Source organism: Parazoarcus communis (assembly GCF_003111645.1).
Taxonomy (GTDB): Bacteria; Pseudomonadota; Gammaproteobacteria; order Burkholderiales; family Rhodocyclaceae; genus Parazoarcus; species Parazoarcus communis_A.
On sequence record NZ_CP022187.1, the window covers coordinates 2,341,530 to 2,357,723 of the forward strand.

The window sequence follows — 16,194 nt, forward strand, 5'->3', positions numbered from 1 at the left end:
TCTGCAAATTCAATCCATGTCAGAGTTCCTGAGCGACCCGCTCGCCTTCACCCCACTCGTCACGCTGCTCGGTCTCTTTGTCGGCAGTTTCCTCAATGTCGTGATCCATCGCCTGCCGCGGATGATGGAGCGCGACTGGCAGGTGCAGGCGGCGGAAATGCGCGGCGAACCCGCCCCCGAATCCGAGCGCTTCAACCTCGCCGCCCCCCGGTCACGCTGCCCCCATTGCGGACACCTGATCACCGCGCTTGAAAACATCCCGGTGGTCAGCTATCTGTTCCTGCGTGGCCGTTGCGGCCACTGCTCCGCGCCGATCAGCCGCCGCTACCCCATGGTGGAAGTGCTCACCGCCGTGCTCTCCGGCTACGCGGCATGGCATTTCGGTTTCGGCCTGGCCGCCGCCGGCGCATTGCTCTTCCTCTGGGCCATGATCGCGCTTGCCTTCATCGATCTCGACACTCAGTTGCTCCCGGACGACATCACGCTGCCACTGCTCTGGCTTGGTCTCGCGTTCAACCTCGCCGGCGTCTACACGGACCTGCCGAGCGCAGTGATTGGCGCGATGGCAGGTTACCTGACGCTGTGGTCGATCTTCTGGCTGTTCAAGCTTGCGACCGGCAAGGAGGGCATGGGCTACGGCGACTTCAAGCTCCTCGGCGCCATTGGCGCATGGCTTGGCTGGCAGACGCTGCCGCTGACCATTCTTCTCTCCTCGGTCGTCGGGGCGGTGATCGGCATCAGCCTGATCGTATTCGCCCGCCACGGCAGAAACATTCCGATACCGTTCGGCCCATATCTCGCGACGGCCGGCATCATCGCGCTGTTCTGGGGTGAAGCGATCACACAGCGCTACATGGGCGTGCTCTGAGCATCACACCAACAGGGCGTACGAACGCCGTCTCATCAGTGACTGCCGCCAGGCGCTGAGCCACACATGCAGTGGCAGGCTAAGCCTGCAAGGGGCGCTTGAATTCGGGTCCGACAGCCCCCATATCCACCGCAGCCAACAAAGCGTGGCACTTTGCTTTTTCCTTATGCTGCATTGCGTTAGACTTGCGCACTTGCCTTTCCGGAGCTTGTCATGCCCATCTACGAATACCGTTGTGAAAGCTGTGGATTCCAGAAGGAACATCTGCAGAAAATGAGTGATCCGGTGCTCGACACCTGTCCCAACTGCGGAAAAGGAAGCTACGTCAAGCAGCTGTCTGCTGCCGGATTCCAGCTGAAAGGCAGTGGCTGGTATGCAACCGACTTCAAGGGCGGAAGCAAGACCTCATCCGCGGCGAGTGCCGCGACGACAGCATCGTCGGATGCGGGCAGTGCGCCCGCATGCGCAGGCAGCTGTGCCTGCCACCCGTCCTGACCTCCTGTCCTTGCGAATCGCCGCGTGAAAAAATACTTCATCACCGGGCTGCTGATCTGGATCCCGCTGACCATCACCTTCATGGTGCTGGCATGGATCATCAACACCCTGGATCAAATCCTGCTGTGGTTGCCCACGGGCTCCCAGCCGAGAGACGTACTCGGGTTCAACATCCCCGGCATTGGCGTACTGGCCAGCCTGCTCATCGTGTTCTTCACGGGCCTGGTTGCCGCAAACGTGCTGGGACAGAAAGTCGTGCAGCTATGGGAAGGCATCCTTGCACGCATCCCGGTGGTGAAGTCGATCTACTACAGCGTGAAGCAGGTCTCCGACACGCTGTTTTCGAGCAGCGGTCAGGCCTTTCGCAAGGCGCTGCTGGTGCAGTACCCGCGCCAGGGCTCGTGGACAATTGCATTCCTCACCGGCAAGCCGGGGGGCGATGCGGCCAAGCACCTCGAGGGCGACTTCGTCAGCATCTATGTGCCAACCACGCCCAACCCGACTTCGGGTTTTTTCCTGATGATGCCCAAAGAGGATGTCATCGAACTCGAGATGAGTGTGGACGAGGCACTGAAGTACATCATCTCGATGGGGGTGGTATCGCCCCCGACGCGCAAGCCGCCGCAACGGCCCGCGCTGCTCAACGAATGACCATTACCTGAATCCCGCAGCCCCTCTCGGGCTGCGTCTGAATTGCCGGAACTCAAACCATGCGTACTCAATACTGCGGTCAGGTCACTGCCGCCAACCTCGACCAGACTGTCACCCTGTGCGGCTGGGTGCACCGCCGCCGTGACCACGGGGGCGTGATCTTCATCGACCTGCGTGACCGTGAAGGCCTGGTTCAGGTCGTTTGCGACCCTGACCGTGCCGAGATGTTCGGCGTTGCAGAATCGGTACGCAGCGAGTTCGTGCTCAAGATGAGCGGCAAGGTTCGCCGCCGCCCCGCTGGCACGGAGAACGCCAACCTGACCTCCGGCGAAATTGAAGTGCTCTGTCACGAGATCGAAGTGCTGAACTCCTCGGTGACGCCGCCCTTCCAGCTCGACGACGAGAATCTGTCCGAGACGGTACGCCTGACCAACCGGGTCGTCGACCTGCGCCGTCCGCAGATGCAGAAGAACATGATGCTGCGCTACAAGGCCGCCATGTCCTTCCGTCGCTTCCTCGACGGTGCCGGCTTCATCGACATCGAAACCCCGATGCTGACCAAGAGCACGCCCGAAGGCGCTCGCGACTACCTGGTTCCGTCCCGCGTGCATCCCGGCCAGTTCTTTGCCCTGCCGCAGTCGCCGCAGCTGTTCAAGCAGCTGCTGATGGTGGCCGGCTTCGACCGTTACTACCAGCTCACCAAGTGCTTCCGCGACGAGGACCTCCGCGCCGACCGCCAGCCCGAATTCACCCAGGTCGATATCGAGACCTCGTTCCTGAACGAGGTCGAGATTACCGCCCTGATGGAAGAGATGACCCGCTTCGTGTTCAAGGAAACCCTTGACGTTGAGCTGCCGTCGCCCTTCCCGCGCATGAGCTACGCCGAGGCCATGCGCCGCTTCGGTTCGGACAAGCCCGACCTGCGCGTCACCCTTGAGCTGACGGACGTTACCGATGCGGTGCAGGACGTCGCCTTCAAGGTCTTCTCAGGCCCGGCCACGACGGGCGGTCGCGTTGCAGCGATGCGCGTACCCGGTGGCGCCAGCCTGAGCCGCGGCGAAATCGACGAATACACCAAGTTCGTCAGCATCTACGGTGCCCGCGGTCTTGCCTACATCAAGGTCAACGATGCGGCGCAGCCCAACGAAACAGGCCTGCAGTCGCCCATCGTCAAGAACCTGCACGAAACGGCGCTGCGCACCATTCTCGAGCGCACCGGCGCCCAGTCCGGCGACCTGATCTTCTTCGGTGCAGACAAGACCAATGTGGTCAACGACGCCCTTGGCGCCCTGCGCACCAAGCTCGGTCACGAAAAGGGCTTCGTCACCGGCGAAGCCTGGTGCCCGCTGTGGGTGGTCGACTTCCCGATGTTCGAATACGACGACGAGAGCAAGCGCTGGACGGCCTGCCATCACCCCTTCACCAGCCCGAAGGATGAGCACCTCGACCTGCTCACCACCAGCCCGGGCGAATGTCTGGCCAAGGCCTACGACCTCGCGCTCAACGGCTGGGAGATCGGTGGTGGTTCGGTGCGTATCCATCGCGCCGACGTGCAGGCCAGGGTGTTCGATGCGCTCAACATCGGCCCCGAAGAGCAGCAGCTCAAGTTCGGCTTCCTGCTCGACGCCCTCAAGTACGGCGCACCGCCGCACGGTGGCATGGCCTTCGGCCTCGACCGTGTGGTGACCATGATGGCCGGCGCCGAGTCGATCCGTGATGTCATCGCCTTCCCCAAGACTCAGCGCGCGCAGTGCCTGCTGACCAATGCACCAGGCGAAGTGGACGAAAAGCAGTTGCGCGAACTCCACATCCGTCTTCGGCAGAAAGTCGAGACGCAGGTCGAAGTCGGCAAGAGCTGATCCGGTCCGCACCAACGAAAAATGCCGCGATCCGATCGCGGCATTTTTTTGTGTCATGCGAATCAAACGCGCAACTCAGCGCATGAAGCGCTCCTCGGCGATGGCGTCAGCCACTTCGCCGGTCGGACGCGCTTCCTTCAGTGCGCGCTCGAAGACCTCCATCAGGTTGTCGTAAATGCCTTCGACGTGGCCCACCAGTGCAGAGCGGTCAAAGCCGATGCGCTCGTGGTAGACATCGATGATGCCACCGGCGTTGATCACATAGTCGGGCGCATACAGGATGCCTCGCTTCATCAGTTCGAGCCCGTGGCGCGACTCGCCGAGCTGGTTGTTCGAAGCGCCGGCGACGATGGAGGCCTTCAACTGCGGAATGGTCTGATCGTTCAGGATGGCGCCGAGCGCACAGGGCGCAAACACGTCAACATCAAGACCGAAAATCTCGTCAGGCGCCACCACGGTCGCTCCGAGCACTTTTGCAGCCTCGGCCAGCGACTCGCGATGGATGTCGGTGATCCACAGCTTTGCCCCCGCCGCCTTCAGTTGCTGCGCCAGGTCCAGCCCGACATGGCCCACACCCTGCACGGCCACGCGCAACCCGTCGAGCGAATCACGGCCGAGCTTCGCCTTCACCGCCGCCTTGATGCCAACGAAGGTGCCGTAGGCCGTGGCCGGAGAGGGGTCGCCGCTGCGGGTGCCGCCATCGGTCGGCTTGTCGACGATGCCTGACACATGCGAGGTGAACTGGGCCATGTACTTCATGTCTTCCACGCTGGTGCCGGAGTCTTCGGCGGCAATGTAACGGCCGTTCAGATTTTCCAGCGCACGTGCAAATGCCGCGAGCAGGGCCGGGGTCTTCTCGGTGCGTGGGTTGCCGATGATCACCGACTTGCCGCCGCCGAGCTTCAGGTTGGCCATGGCGGATTTGTAGGTCATGCCGCGCGACAGCCGCAGCACGTCGCGCACGGCCTCCTCCTCGCTGGCATAGGGCCACATCCGGCAGCCGCCGAGCGCAGGTCCGAGGTTCGAGTTATGAACGGCGATGATCGCCTTCAGCCCGCTCTTGTCGTCGCTGCAGAACACGACCTGTTCGTGATCGGCGAAATCGCTCAATGAAAATACAGCCATGGGGGTCTCCTTCCTTGTGTGGATGGTTGCATCACGACACACACCCTCGTTTGTGGTGCGGGCTATGTCGTGATGCAGGGTGGTGGTAAATTGATTTATCGCGGCCCGGAACGTTCATGTCGTTTCCGGGCCTGGCACACTGGCGGGAAGGCTTAGCCTGCAATCACCGCAATCGTCTTGCGCGCCTTCCCGCCGACCGTTGCCGCGAGCGGCTGACGCGATTGAAACGCCGCAAGCAGTGCAGCCTCGCGCTTCCTGGCCTGTGCCAGATAACGTTCGCGCACATGACCAAAGCCCCGGATCTGGTCCGGCAAGGCCGCGAGCTCGACCGCGGTCTCGTGGTTGGCGAGCTCCAGCCCGCGCAGCACCTCGTCGATCAGCTGCTCGTAGTCCGCAATCAGTTGCCGGTCGAGCTTGCGATCATGGCTGCGCGCAAAGGGATCGAGCGCACTGCCGCGAAGATGCCGGAACTTCGTCAGCATCCGCATCGCCTTGAGCATCCAGGGGCCGTAGGACTTCTTCTGCAACTCGCCGCTCTGCGGGTCCTTGTCTGCCAGCATCGGCGGCGCAAGATGGAAGATCAGCGAGTAGTCACCTTCGAACTGCTCCTCGACGCGCTTGAGGAAGTCGCTGTCGGTATACAGGCGCGCGACCTCGTACTCATCCTTGTAGGCCAGCAGCTTGTAATAGCCGCGTGCGACAGCCTCGGTAAGCAGCGAGATCCCCGGCATCAACTGTGATTCGGCGGCGCGGACGCGATCGACGAGCCTGGTGTAACGGGCTGCATACGCGGCATTCTGGTAATCGGTCAGCTGCGCCTGGCGACGGGCGATCACCTCGTCGACCGTGGTCGAGAGGGTGTGATGCGCAGGCTTGCCATGCTGCGGCTTCGCCGCCTCGCTCACGGCATTCAGATCCACTGCGGCCCGACGCCCCCACTGGAACGCTGCCTTGTTTGCCGCCACCGCGGCACCGTTGATCTCGATCGCACGCAGAATGGCGTCGTCGCTCAGCGGCACGAGACCCTTTTGCCAGGCATAACCGAGCATGAACAGATTGGTGGCGATCGCGTCCCCCAGCAGGCTGGTCGCAAGACGCGAGGCATCGATGAACTCGGCCGCCTCGGCGCCCACGGCCTCGACGATCTGCTGCTCCATCGAACCGGCCGGGAACTGCGGATCCGGCACTTTCATGGCATCGCCACTGCGGGCCTGAGCTGCAAAGCCGCGCACGAACTCGCTGGTCATGGACTGATCGCGGTTGATCACGACCCGCGTGTGGCCGTTGCGCATCTTCGCCAGCGACTCGTCGCTCGCGGCCACGACCAGATCGCAGCCAATCACTGCATTGGCTTCGCCAGCCGCCACACGCGCAGCAAACAGCATGTCCTGACGGTCGGCGATGCGAACATGCGACCACACCGCGCCGCCCTTCTGCGCCAGCCCGGCCATGTCGAGCACCGAGATGCCTTTGCCTTCGAGGTGGGCGGCCATGCCGAGCAAGGCTGCAATCGTCACCACGCCGGTGCCGCCGACACCCGTCACCAGAATGCCCCACGGCGCGGCAGTGGAAGGCAGTTGCGGGCGCGGCAAGTCATCCGTCCCTTGCGACGCACTGGCCTTGCCCTTGCGCAGCTTGCCCCCCTCGATGGTGACGAAGCTCGGGCAGAAGCCCTTGATGCAGGAGAAATCCTTGTTGCAGGAGGACTGGTCGATCGTGCGCTTGCGACCGAACTCGGTCTCGACCGAGCCGACCGACATGCAGTTCGACTTGTCGCTGCAGTCGCCGCAGCCTTCACAAACGAGGTCGTTGATCACCACCCGCTTCGCCGGATCGGGGAAGGTCCCCCGCTTCCTGCGCCGGCGCTTCTCGGCAGCGCAGGTCTGATCGTAGATCAACGCGCTCACGCCCGGCACCGTACGCAGCTCGCGCTGCACGGCATCGAGTTCGTCGCGGTGGCGGATGGGAACGCCATGCGGCAGGTCGGACGGGCCATAGGCGCGCCCGGTACCGTCATTGACCACGACGATATTGTTCACGCCCTCCGCCTGGAGCTGGCGGGCGATGATGGGTACCGACAGCGTGCCGTCATGAGGCTGACCGCCCGTCATCGCCACCGCATCGTTATAGAGAATCTTGTAGGTGATGTTCACCCTTGCGGCCACGGCTGCGCGGATCGCCAGAATGCCCGAGTGCATGTAGGTGCCGTCGCCAAGGTTGGCGAACACATGCGGCGTGCTGGTGAAGGGCGACTGCCCCACCCATGGCACCCCCTCGCCCCCCATCTGGCAGAAGGTCTGGGTGGATTCCGGTGACAGCCAGGTCGCCATGTAGTGGCAGCCGATACCAGCCAGCGCGCGCGAGCCCTGTGGCACCTTGGTCGAGGTGTTGTGCGGACAGCCCGAGCAGTAGTGCGGTACGCGCGCAATCGACAGGCGCGGGCGCGCGAGCGCCGCTTCCTTGGCGTCGAAGAAGGCCAGACGCGCCTTGATCCGGTCCGAGGTATGGAAACGTGCGATGCGCGCCGCAATCACCCGCGCCACCATCGCCGGCGTCAACTCGCCCGCCGCCGGCAGCAGCCACTCGCTGTGCGGCAGTGCCCACTCGCCTTTCTCGTCGAACTTGCCGATCACCCGTGGGCGGACCTGCTCGCTCCAGTTGTAGAGCTCCTCCTTGAGCTGATACTCGAGGAACTGGCGCTTCTCCTCGATCACCAGGACCTCTTCCAGCCCGTCGGCGAACTTGCGCACGCCCTCGGCCTCGAGCGGCCACACCATGCCGACCTTGTACACCCGCAGACCGATGTCGGCCGCGATCCTGTCGTCGATACCGAGATCATCCAGCGCCTGGCGGACATCCAGGTAGCTCTTGCCGCTGGTGATGATGCCGAGCCGGGCATTGGGGCTGTCGATCACCGTACGGTTGAGCCCGTTGGCACGGCAGTAGGCCAGTGCGGCATACAGTTTGTGATGGAGCAGACGCTTCTCCTGCACCAGCGGCGGATCGGGCCAGCGCAGGTTGAGCCCGTCTTCCGGCAGCGGAAAATCGGTCGGAATCACGGTCTGCACCTTGAACGGATCCACATCGACCGATGCCGAGGTTTCCACCGTATCCGTGAGCGCCTTGAATGCGACCCAGCACCCCGAGTAGCGCGACAGGGCGAAGCCGTGCAGGCCGTACTCGAGATATTCCTGAATCCCTGCCGGCGCCAACACCGGCATCATCAGCGCCTTGAACACGTGCTCGGTCTGATGCGGCAGTGTGGACGATTTGGCGGCGTGGTCATCCCCCGCGATCACCAGCACGCCACCATGCTTCGAGCTGCCGGCGGCATTGGCGTGACGAAACACGTCGCCGGTCCGGTCCACGCCCGGCCCCTTGCCGTACCAGATGGAGAACACGCCGTCGTAGCGCGCATTGGGGTCGAGCGTGACCTGCTGCGTGCCCCACACCGCGGTCGCCGCCAGATCTTCGTTGAGGCCGGCCTGGAAGCGGACATGCATCGGCTCAAGATACTTCTTCGCCCGCCAGAACTCCTGGTCCACATTGCCCAGCGGCGAACCGCGATAACCGGACACAAAGCCGGCGGTATTCAGGCCGGCCGCCTCGTCGCGCATGCGCTGCATCATTGGCAACCTGACCAGGGCCTGGATGCCGGTCATCCAGGCACGGCCTTCCTTCAGGGTGTATTTGTCGTCGAGCGAAACCCGGGGCAGTGTATTGAGCATCATGTCTGTGGGGTCGTTGCGCCCGGTCGCCTGCGCTTGTGGCGCGACGCCCCGCCTGCGGCCCCTGTCTCCTTGTTGGTGGCGTTCTCGTGGGGTGCGCCTCATGAACCGACGCAGGTACATGCTAAGGAGACATGCGAGAAAAATTTATCCTCATTTGGCAGCTTTCATGCAGCTATAAGAAATATCTTTTCGCCCATCAGTCATTACTATCCATCCACTTCGCATCGGGCTCACGACCATGGCGCGGAGAAATGACAGGGCTGACGGCCGGAAAGCGATGTCAAACACACGCCTGCTGCAGCCTTGCGCACTGCGCCACAAGTGCGGTGTCACCAAAAAAACAGAAGGAGACTTTCGTGAATCGAACCATCCCGGGCACCGCTTGCCTGCCCTTGCTGTTATTGTCTCGCCCCTTGAATATCTGCCAACAGGAGCGATGACATGGCAAAGACCCACACCCATGCACAGTGGTCCTCCCGGATGGGCTTCGTGCTTGCAGCCACCGGCTCCGCTGTCGGCCTCGGCAACATCTGGAAATTCCCCTACATGATCGGCCAGAGCGGCGGCGCTGCCTTCGTGCTGGTCTATCTGGCCTGTATCGCGATGATCGGGCTGCCCATTCTCGTGTCCGAATGGATGATCGGCCGGCGCGGCCAGAAGAACCCGATCAACACCATGTCCGAAGTCGCAGCTGCCAACGGACGCAGCCGCAACTGGGCGGTCGTCGGTGCAACCGGCGTTCTTGGCGCGTTCCTGATCCTGTCGTTTTACAGCGTGATCGGCGGCTGGGCCCTGTCCTACATGGGCGACATGGCCAGTGGCAGCTTCAGCGGCATGGACAAGGAAGCGGTTGGTGGCGCATTCACCGCCTTCCTGGCCGACCCCGGCAGCCTGCTGGTGTGGCATTCGGTATTCATGGCACTGACCGTGGGTGTTGTCGCCATGGGCGTTTCGGGCGGCCTGGAGCGCGCATCCAAACTGATGATGCCGGCGCTGGGCATCCTGCTCATGGTGCTCGTTGCCTACGGCACCACGACCGGCGGCTTCGGGGCGGCAGTTCAGTATCTGTTCAACCCCGACTGGAGCAAGCTCGACGGCAAGGTGGTCCTGGCCGCGCTCGGCCACGCCTTCTTCACCCTGTCACTCGGCATGGGCATCATGATGGCTTACGGCTCCTACCTCGGCCAGGACGTCAATCTGCTGCGCACCGCGCGTACCGTCGTGCTGATGGATACCGTGATTGCGATTGCGGCCGGACTGGCGATCTTTCCCATCGTATTCGCCAACGGCCTCGACCCCGCTGCGGGCCCCGGCCTGATCTTTGTCACCCTGCCGCTGGCCTTCGGCAATATCTCGGGTGGCCTGGTACTGGGCACGATCTTCTTCCTGCTCCTGACCTTTGCCGCGCTCACCTCGGCCATCTCGCTGCTCGAGCCCGTGGTGGAGCTGGTCGAAGAGCGCACGCCGCTCAGCCGTCTCGGCGCGACCGCGGTTGCCGGCATGGCCACTTGGGCACTGGGCATCGCAGCCCTGCTGTCCTTCAATGTGTGGGGAGATGTGCTGATCTTTGGTCTGAACATCTTTGACCTGCTTGATCAGCTCACCAGCAAGTTCCTGCTGCCCCTGACCGGACTCGGCGCGATCGTCTTTGCGGCCTGGTATCTCGACCGCGACAGCGTACGCAAGGAACTGGGGCTTTCGGCCGGCGCCTTCGGTGTGTGGTCCTTCGTGGCCCGCTTCGTGGCACCGGCTGGCGTGCTGATCGTATTCGTCAGCAATCTCTGAGAAAAAGAAACGGGCGGCTCCACACCGGTGCCGCCCACATTCAGCAGCCCTGCCCGCTCATAGCGGCAGGGCTGTTTCGTTCTTGATCTCGCGCAGCGCCACGCTCGAATGAGTGACGTCAATCTCGGGGATCTTGAGCAGGAAATTGTGCATGAAGGACGAAAAGGCCTCCAGGCTCGGCAGATAGAGCTTGAGCAGGCAGTCGGTCTCGCCAAGCAGTTCGTAACACTCGACAACCTCGTCGCAGCCCTTGACCACCTGCTCGAAACGGTCGAGCACATCGGCACTGTGCTGCTTGAGCTTCACTCGCACCCACACGCAGGTGCCAAGGCCGAGCTTTTGCCGATCGACCAGCGCAACATAGCCGCGGATCAGTCCGGCCTCCTCCATCTCCTTTACCCGCCGCCAGCATGGCGACGGCGACATGCCGACCTTGTCTGCCAGCGCCTGAGTGCTGAGGGTGGAGTCTTTCTGCAGCAGCGAAAGAATGCGCAACTGGTTCTGGTCGAGTTTCATGCCATCCACTCTTGCACGCCCCGCACGGGGCACGATATGCGATGAAAACGCGCGGGCACCTTCAGCTGCGAAGCCCGCACGACGCTCAGATGACCTTCAGCAACTCGACCTCGAAGACCAGCGTCGCGTTGGGCGGAATCACGCCGCCGGCACCGCGCATGCCGTAACCCAGCGCCGGCGGAATGGTCAGCTTGCGCTTGCCGCCGACCTGCATGCCCTCGACACCTTCGTCCCAGCCTCGGATCACATGCCCCTTGCCGAGCGGAAAGTTGAACGGGTCGTTGCGATCCTTGCTCGAGTCGAACTTGCTGCCATCAGTCAGCCAACCCGTGTAATGCACCGAAACCATCTGCCCTTTGCTTGCAGTGTCGCCGCTACCGACTTCGATGTCTTCGATGATCAGGCCGCTGGCCGTGGTGGTCTGGGTCATGCGCGTCTCCGGGCTGGAATGTAAAGGCTGGGATTCTAACTGTCCCGACGCCTGCGACTGGCAAACTTCTCGCGGAATTTCGAGACCTTGGGTGCAACGACATACTGGCAGTAGGGCTGATCGCTGTGATTGGCGTAGTACTCGTGGTGCTCGACCTCGGCCGGCCAGAAGGGCACTGAGCGCTCGACCCGGGTGACGATGGCGTGTGGGTAGATGCGTGCTTCCCCGAGCTCTTCGATCAGCGCAAGGGCGACGTGCAGCTGCTCGTCGTCATTGACGAAGATCACCGAACGATACTGACTGCCGATGTCATTGCCTTGGCGGTTGAGCGTGGTCGGGTCGTGGATCACGAAGAAGATCTCCAGCAGGTCGCGATAACTGACCTTTGCCGGATCGAACTCAAGCCTCACCACTTCGGCATGGCCAGTCGTGCCCTCGCACACCTGACGATATGCCGGCGCGTCGACATGACCGCCGGCATAGCCGGATGTCACTGACACCACGCCCTCAACCTCGCGAAATACCGCCTCAAGACACCAGAAGCAGCCGCCACCGAGAATGGCGGTTTCAAGTGTCGTGGGCTCCATCGTGTTCGTCATCGTTCATCCTCATGAAGTTCGGCAACAAGTCCTGCATCCGGAAGACCCATATCCGGCATCGCAAGCCGGCGATTTCCGGTCCTTCCGTTAGTGTGACCGCAGCACGGCAATTTCATTCGTGTCATCCGTCATCTGTTTGCGAGATTCAACGGAAGGAAAAAGTGTAGTAGATGTCGACCGCGTTGTCGGTACCACCCCGCGCGACCACCGACACCCGGCGCCCGAGCTGATAGGTCAGCTTTACCAGCGACTCGGCGCCACCGAGGCTTTGTTCGAAGGACAGTACCAGATCAGAGCTCAGACGTTTACCCACGCTCAACACCTGCCCCGCCACGGTGGGACCACTGCTGATGCGCGAGCCGCTGCCCAGCACCCGGCTGCTCGCCGAACGCGAAGCGCTGTTGAGCTCACCCTGGCCAATCGAGAAGCTGTCGAAGCCGAGACTGCGTGACAGCTCCTCGGTCATGCCGCCGCCACTGCCGCCGAGCAAAGCCTGCGCAGCCGGCACCAGCAGCGCAAGATCGGCGCCGCCGCCGGCGTCCGGCGCACGGCCGAGCACGATCCAGGAGAGCTTTTCCGGGTCGGGCACCGCGGGGTCGGACACCAGCTTCACCTGCGGACGTCTGGCGCTGCCGCTGATCGCCACTCCGGCCTCCACCTCCAGCCCCTTGCGCAGGGCAACGATATTCAGCCCCGGATTGTCGACAGGTCCCTGGAAGTTGATCAGCCCGCGCTCGATGCTCAGGCGTTGACCATAGCCCTGATAACTCCCTCCCACTGTGGAAATGGAACCAACGGCATTAAGCGGCACCCCGGGGGCCATGCGCAATTCGAGCGCACCGGCGAGCCGGGTATCGACGCCCATCGCCGACAGGTAGAGCGCATCTCCAAGCTTTACCCCGAGACGCACGGTGAGCGCGAATCCACCCGGCGCGGATGGCTGACGACCAAGGACGACGACATCGTCTGAAAGGCTGGGCGGGGGCGAATCGTCGATTGCGAAAAAGCCCGCATCGGCACGAAAGTCCGCGTCCAGGTCCAGCGAGGTCCAGGTCGAATACGCACGCCCCTTGCCCGACAGGATCAGCCAGCGATCCTCACGCTGCAGCAGGGGCAAGCGGTCGGCCTCAAAGTTGAAGAGCCCCTCGCCCGATTCGAGGGCGATTTCGCCTGAGGCACTGAGATGTCCGGGCGTTGCGGTCAGCGCCTCAAACGGAACCCGGCTGTCTCGCGGCTTCACCCGATTGGCCGACACGAAGCGCAGGGTGGACAGGCGCAGGCGGTCGCGGTCGAAATCTGCAACGAGTTCGCCACCGGACAGGACCAGCCCCTGATCGACGAGCGCGAACTGCAAATCACGTCCATTGATGCTTCCGCTGGCGACAGGCGCATCGGGCGTACCCGACACGGAGAACACCGCATCGAGGCTGCCCGCAGTCTCCACGTTCTCCCGCATCAGACGCCCGACCCAGGCAATGGAAGGCATTTTCAGGCGGGCAGACCCCAGCAGCGGGGACTTCTGCGCGAGCTGCCACGCGCCCGACTGGGTACGTTCAGCCAGCGCGGTTAGCGAGCCGGAGAGTTCTCCCAGTTCCGTTCCGAGCGCGCCGAGCGACAAGGCCAGACGATTGCCACGCGCAATCAGCCGCGCTTCGAAGCTCTCGAGGCCAAGCCGGGTGCCGATCTCACCGCTGACGACCAGATCGCCCGACTCGCGAAACAGGCGCGCTTCGCCCTCAACCGTCTCGGCCAGCCGCACATCCCACTCGGCGCCCAGAACCAGCGGGCCCGCCCCACGCCTCGGACGGGCGTCCGGGCGCGAAACCAGACCGAAGGCAAGGCCCGTCAGCGAGCCCCTGATGGCACTGCCTTTCGGCGACCAGCGCGTCTCGTCGAGCCGTATCTGCCCCTTCTCTCCGGCTTCAAGCACCGCCGCGCCCAGACTCACCTCATCGCTGCCAAGCGACAATGCTGCAGGCGCCTGCAGCTGCGAAACGAATCGCCCCAGGGTTTCCAGGCTCGACAGTGTTCCTTGCCACGTCGGCAGCGCGCCATCCGGCACCGTCAGCCCGCCCTCAAGCGCAAGACTCAGTTCGTCCGCCTCGGCGCCGCTCACATTGAGCTCGATGCGATGGCGGTCGCGTCTGCCGTCCGCCGATATCCGCGCCGCCGACACCCAGTCGGCCTCGGCGCCCACCGCGCCGACGCCCGACAAGCCCACCGACAACGTGAATGGCCCATCGACGCCAGCGGCCAGACGGCCCTGCCCGTTAAGCCCCCCAATCCTGACATCGCCCGGCAGACGCAGCTTCTCGCCGAAGAAATGCAGCGATCCGGCAGGCGTCTTGGCGCCGCCGGTGAGCTCGCCCTCGGCCCCCGCACGTCCGCTCAATCCGTATCCGAGCTGAGCCAGCGCAGGCGCATCGACGGAAATCCGGAGGCGATCGGCAGCACGCCCCCAGTCACCTTCCACACGCAGGCGATTACCGGCGAGGTCGAGCATGAGCGAAACATCCGAAAAGGACTCTCCGCGCACCTTGAGGCGCCCATTCCCCGACAGCGCATGCCCCTCGAACGCACTGTTGAGCAGCTTGAACTGCGCTGACACTGCAGGCTCTGCAGCCAGCACGCCCTCGGCATCAAGGTCCAGATTGAGGCGCGCGACCGGCGCAGCTGGGTGGAACTTCCGTGGGTCGACCTGGCGCAATTGCCCGGTCAGCTTGAATCGCTGTCCCGCACCGGGCGCAGCCTCTGCCTCCAGCATCCCGCTTGCGTCCACTCGCGCATCGCCTGCGCTCAGCTTGACCGACGCGATCTGTCGCGCTTCACTCCCTTCGGCCTCGACACGGCCCGCAAGCACCTGCTTCGGCAAACGACCGTCGATGCGTGAAGTATCGATACCGGCAATCTCAAGCAGCATCGTCAGGCGTCCAAACCCAGCGCCGGTCCCTGAAACTGCCGCCTGAGGGACCGGCGCGGACTCGCCCGCGGGTGGCGTCCACGCCATTGCACCGGCAATCTTTCCCGCGCCGGGCAGACGCACATCGAGTTCATCGACACGGGCGCCCTGCGCAGACCAGGCAAGCGTGCCGCCAAGGCTTTCAAGCGGCAGCCCCCCGGCATCAAGCGCGGCAGGACGCGCGTTGCGAATGGAGAACGGGCCACTCAGGCTCAAGCCCTCAGTCGCCCCCGCCAGCAAGCGCGCATCCAGTCGCAGCAGCGCTTTGGGGGCGGAAGGGACGAACATGGATGGATCGAGCTCACCAAGCGCGAGCTCAAGCGCTCGCAAGGGCACGTCGGCAAACGGCGTCGCCTCGACCCGTCCCTCACCGCTCAGCCCGGCGCCATTCGCGCGCAGCTTGAGCACGGGCTCGGCCAGCACACCGGAGGCATCCAACTCAATGCGGTAATCGCGGGCCTCGGCTGCGAGCGCAATGCCTTCAGGTACCTGCCCCGCATCGATGTGCCCCTCGAGCACCGCCCTGAATTCGAGCGCGAAAGGTGCCTCGGCGTCGATCCCACCCGTCAGGCTGAGCTTGCCGAACGGCAACGCTGCATCGACTTGCCGCAATTGGTGACGCTTGCCGTCGCTGTCGAGCGCAAGCGTGATAGCACTGGCGCCGAACACGCTGACCGAGTCCGAAGACAGCGGCTCACCGGCCGCGACCTGATGAACCGTCAGCGAATCCACGCTGATGCGCGACACCTGCAGCCCGACCGGAAGGCGCAGATGGTCAGGCAGGCTCAGCGGGGGCGACGGCTCGTCGCTTGCGCGTGTGCGCATGTCGAGTTTGCCGAGCGTGAGTTGCGAGACGACAACGCGGCGTGAAAGCAGGTCCCGTGGCGCCCAATCCAGCTTCAGCGCCTCAAGTTCGAGCTCAAGGTCCGGCATGCCCAAGGCAAGATCATCGACTTCCAGCGGGCCGATCAGGCGCCCGCGAACCTCGCCCAGCATGAGCATGTCCGGCGTTGCCGATCTGACGAGGCTGGCGACCGCCTTCAGACCGGACTCGGTTGCCAGCACCCATCCCAACACTGCAAAAAGCCCGAAGATCGCAGCACATGAAACGGCAAACACGCGTCGCCAGAGGCGGCGGGATTGCGGGAGATCAGCTGCGGGCTCGGGATCGCTCAT

General features: G+C 63.6%; 11 protein-coding genes. 5 read left to right on the forward strand and 6 right to left on the reverse strand.

Annotated features, from left to right (window positions below):
• The first annotated feature begins 16 nt into the window (after positions 1 to 16).
• The 4 genes from CEW83_RS10645 to aspS all read left to right on the forward strand — a co-directional run bounded on the left by CEW83_RS10645 (position 17) and on the right by aspS (position 3,873).
• Positions 17 to 868: a prepilin peptidase gene (locus tag CEW83_RS10645; RefSeq protein WP_108949320.1), complete on the forward strand. Its 852-nt coding sequence runs from the start codon at positions 17 to 19 to the stop codon at positions 866 to 868.
• A 213-nt stretch (positions 869 to 1,081) separates the two neighbouring features.
• Positions 1,082 to 1,363, forward strand: a complete 282-nt coding sequence (locus tag CEW83_RS10650; RefSeq protein WP_108949321.1) for an FmdB family zinc ribbon protein — start codon at positions 1,082 to 1,084, stop codon at positions 1,361 to 1,363.
• Between the two features lie 24 nt (positions 1,364 to 1,387).
• On the forward strand, positions 1,388 to 2,014 hold the full coding sequence (locus CEW83_RS10655; protein WP_108949322.1) for a DUF502 domain-containing protein: 627 nt from the start codon (positions 1,388 to 1,390) through the stop codon (positions 2,012 to 2,014).
• Positions 2,015 to 2,073: 59 nt separating this feature from the next.
• The gene (gene aspS, locus CEW83_RS10660) at positions 2,074 to 3,873 is read left to right on the forward strand and encodes an aspartate--tRNA ligase (protein WP_108949323.1); all 1,800 of its coding nucleotides are present in this window, start codon (positions 2,074 to 2,076) and stop codon (positions 3,871 to 3,873) included.
• A gap of 75 nt (positions 3,874 to 3,948) precedes the next feature.
• On the opposite strand, the gene CEW83_RS10665 is transcribed toward aspS, so the two are convergent.
• Together CEW83_RS10665 and CEW83_RS10670 are read right to left on the reverse strand one after the other, a co-directional pair.
• Positions 3,949 to 4,998: a Glu/Leu/Phe/Val dehydrogenase dimerization domain-containing protein gene (locus CEW83_RS10665; RefSeq protein WP_108949324.1), complete on the reverse strand. Its 1,050-nt coding sequence runs from the start codon at positions 4,996 to 4,998 to the stop codon at positions 3,949 to 3,951.
• A gap of 152 nt (positions 4,999 to 5,150) precedes the next feature.
• Positions 5,151 to 8,726 carry an indolepyruvate ferredoxin oxidoreductase family protein gene (locus CEW83_RS10670; protein ID WP_108951342.1) on the reverse strand — a complete coding sequence of 1,192 codons (3,576 nt, stop codon included), beginning with the start codon at positions 8,724 to 8,726 and terminating at the stop codon, positions 5,151 to 5,153.
• 444 nt (positions 8,727 to 9,170) lie between these two features.
• Here CEW83_RS10670 and CEW83_RS10675 point away from each other — a divergent pair, with 444 nt between their 5' ends.
• Positions 9,171 to 10,514 (forward strand): sodium-dependent transporter, encoded by a 1,344-nt coding sequence (locus CEW83_RS10675; protein WP_108949325.1) that lies wholly within the window; start codon positions 9,171 to 9,173, stop codon positions 10,512 to 10,514.
• A gap of 57 nt (positions 10,515 to 10,571) precedes the next feature.
• Here the strand turns inward: CEW83_RS10675 and CEW83_RS10680 are convergent, their stop codons facing one another.
• From CEW83_RS10680 to CEW83_RS10695, 4 genes are all read right to left on the reverse strand, one after another.
• Positions 10,572 to 11,030 carry an Lrp/AsnC family transcriptional regulator gene (locus CEW83_RS10680; protein ID WP_108949326.1) on the reverse strand — a complete coding sequence of 153 codons (459 nt, stop codon included), beginning with the start codon at positions 11,028 to 11,030 and terminating at the stop codon, positions 10,572 to 10,574.
• Positions 11,031 to 11,115: 85 nt separating this feature from the next.
• On the reverse strand, positions 11,116 to 11,460 hold the full coding sequence (locus CEW83_RS10685) for an FKBP-type peptidyl-prolyl cis-trans isomerase (RefSeq protein ID WP_108949327.1): 345 nt from the start codon (positions 11,458 to 11,460) through the stop codon (positions 11,116 to 11,118).
• Between the two features lie 35 nt (positions 11,461 to 11,495).
• On the reverse strand, positions 11,496 to 12,059 hold the full coding sequence (gene msrA, locus CEW83_RS10690) for a peptide-methionine (S)-S-oxide reductase MsrA (protein ID WP_108949328.1): 564 nt from the start codon (positions 12,057 to 12,059) through the stop codon (positions 11,496 to 11,498).
• A 145-nt stretch (positions 12,060 to 12,204) separates the two neighbouring features.
• Positions 12,205 to 16,194 (reverse strand): translocation/assembly module TamB domain-containing protein, encoded by a 3,990-nt coding sequence (locus CEW83_RS10695; protein ID WP_108949329.1) that lies wholly within the window; start codon positions 16,192 to 16,194, stop codon positions 12,205 to 12,207.

What these genes read in the sequence shown, in the direction of transcription:
- CEW83_RS10670 (WP_108951342.1), bottom strand. Translation starts at nt 8,726, where the DNA reads ATGCTCAATACACTGCCCCGGGTTTCGCTCGACGACAAATACACCCTG.
- CEW83_RS10665 (WP_108949324.1), bottom strand. Translation starts at nt 4,998, where the DNA reads ATGGCTGTATTTTCATTGAGCGATTTCGCCGATCACGAACAGGTCGTG.
- CEW83_RS10650 (WP_108949321.1), top strand. Translation starts at nt 1,082, where the DNA reads ATGCCCATCTACGAATACCGTTGTGAAAGCTGTGGATTCCAGAAGGAA.
- CEW83_RS10685 (WP_108949327.1), bottom strand. Translation starts at nt 11,460, where the DNA reads ATGACCCAGACCACCACGGCCAGCGGCCTGATCATCGAAGACATCGAA.
- aspS (WP_108949323.1), top strand. Translation starts at nt 2,074, where the DNA reads ATGCGTACTCAATACTGCGGTCAGGTCACTGCCGCCAACCTCGACCAG.
- CEW83_RS10645 (WP_108949320.1), top strand. Translation starts at nt 17, where the DNA reads ATGTCAGAGTTCCTGAGCGACCCGCTCGCCTTCACCCCACTCGTCACG.
- CEW83_RS10680 (WP_108949326.1), bottom strand. Translation starts at nt 11,030, where the DNA reads ATGAAACTCGACCAGAACCAGTTGCGCATTCTTTCGCTGCTGCAGAAA.
- msrA (WP_108949328.1), bottom strand. Translation starts at nt 12,059, where the DNA reads ATGACGAACACGATGGAGCCCACGACACTTGAAACCGCCATTCTCGGT.
- CEW83_RS10695 (WP_108949329.1), bottom strand. Translation starts at nt 16,194, where the DNA reads ATGAGCGATCCCGAGCCCGCAGCTGATCTCCCGCAATCCCGCCGCCTC.
- CEW83_RS10675 (WP_108949325.1), top strand. Translation starts at nt 9,171, where the DNA reads ATGGCAAAGACCCACACCCATGCACAGTGGTCCTCCCGGATGGGCTTC.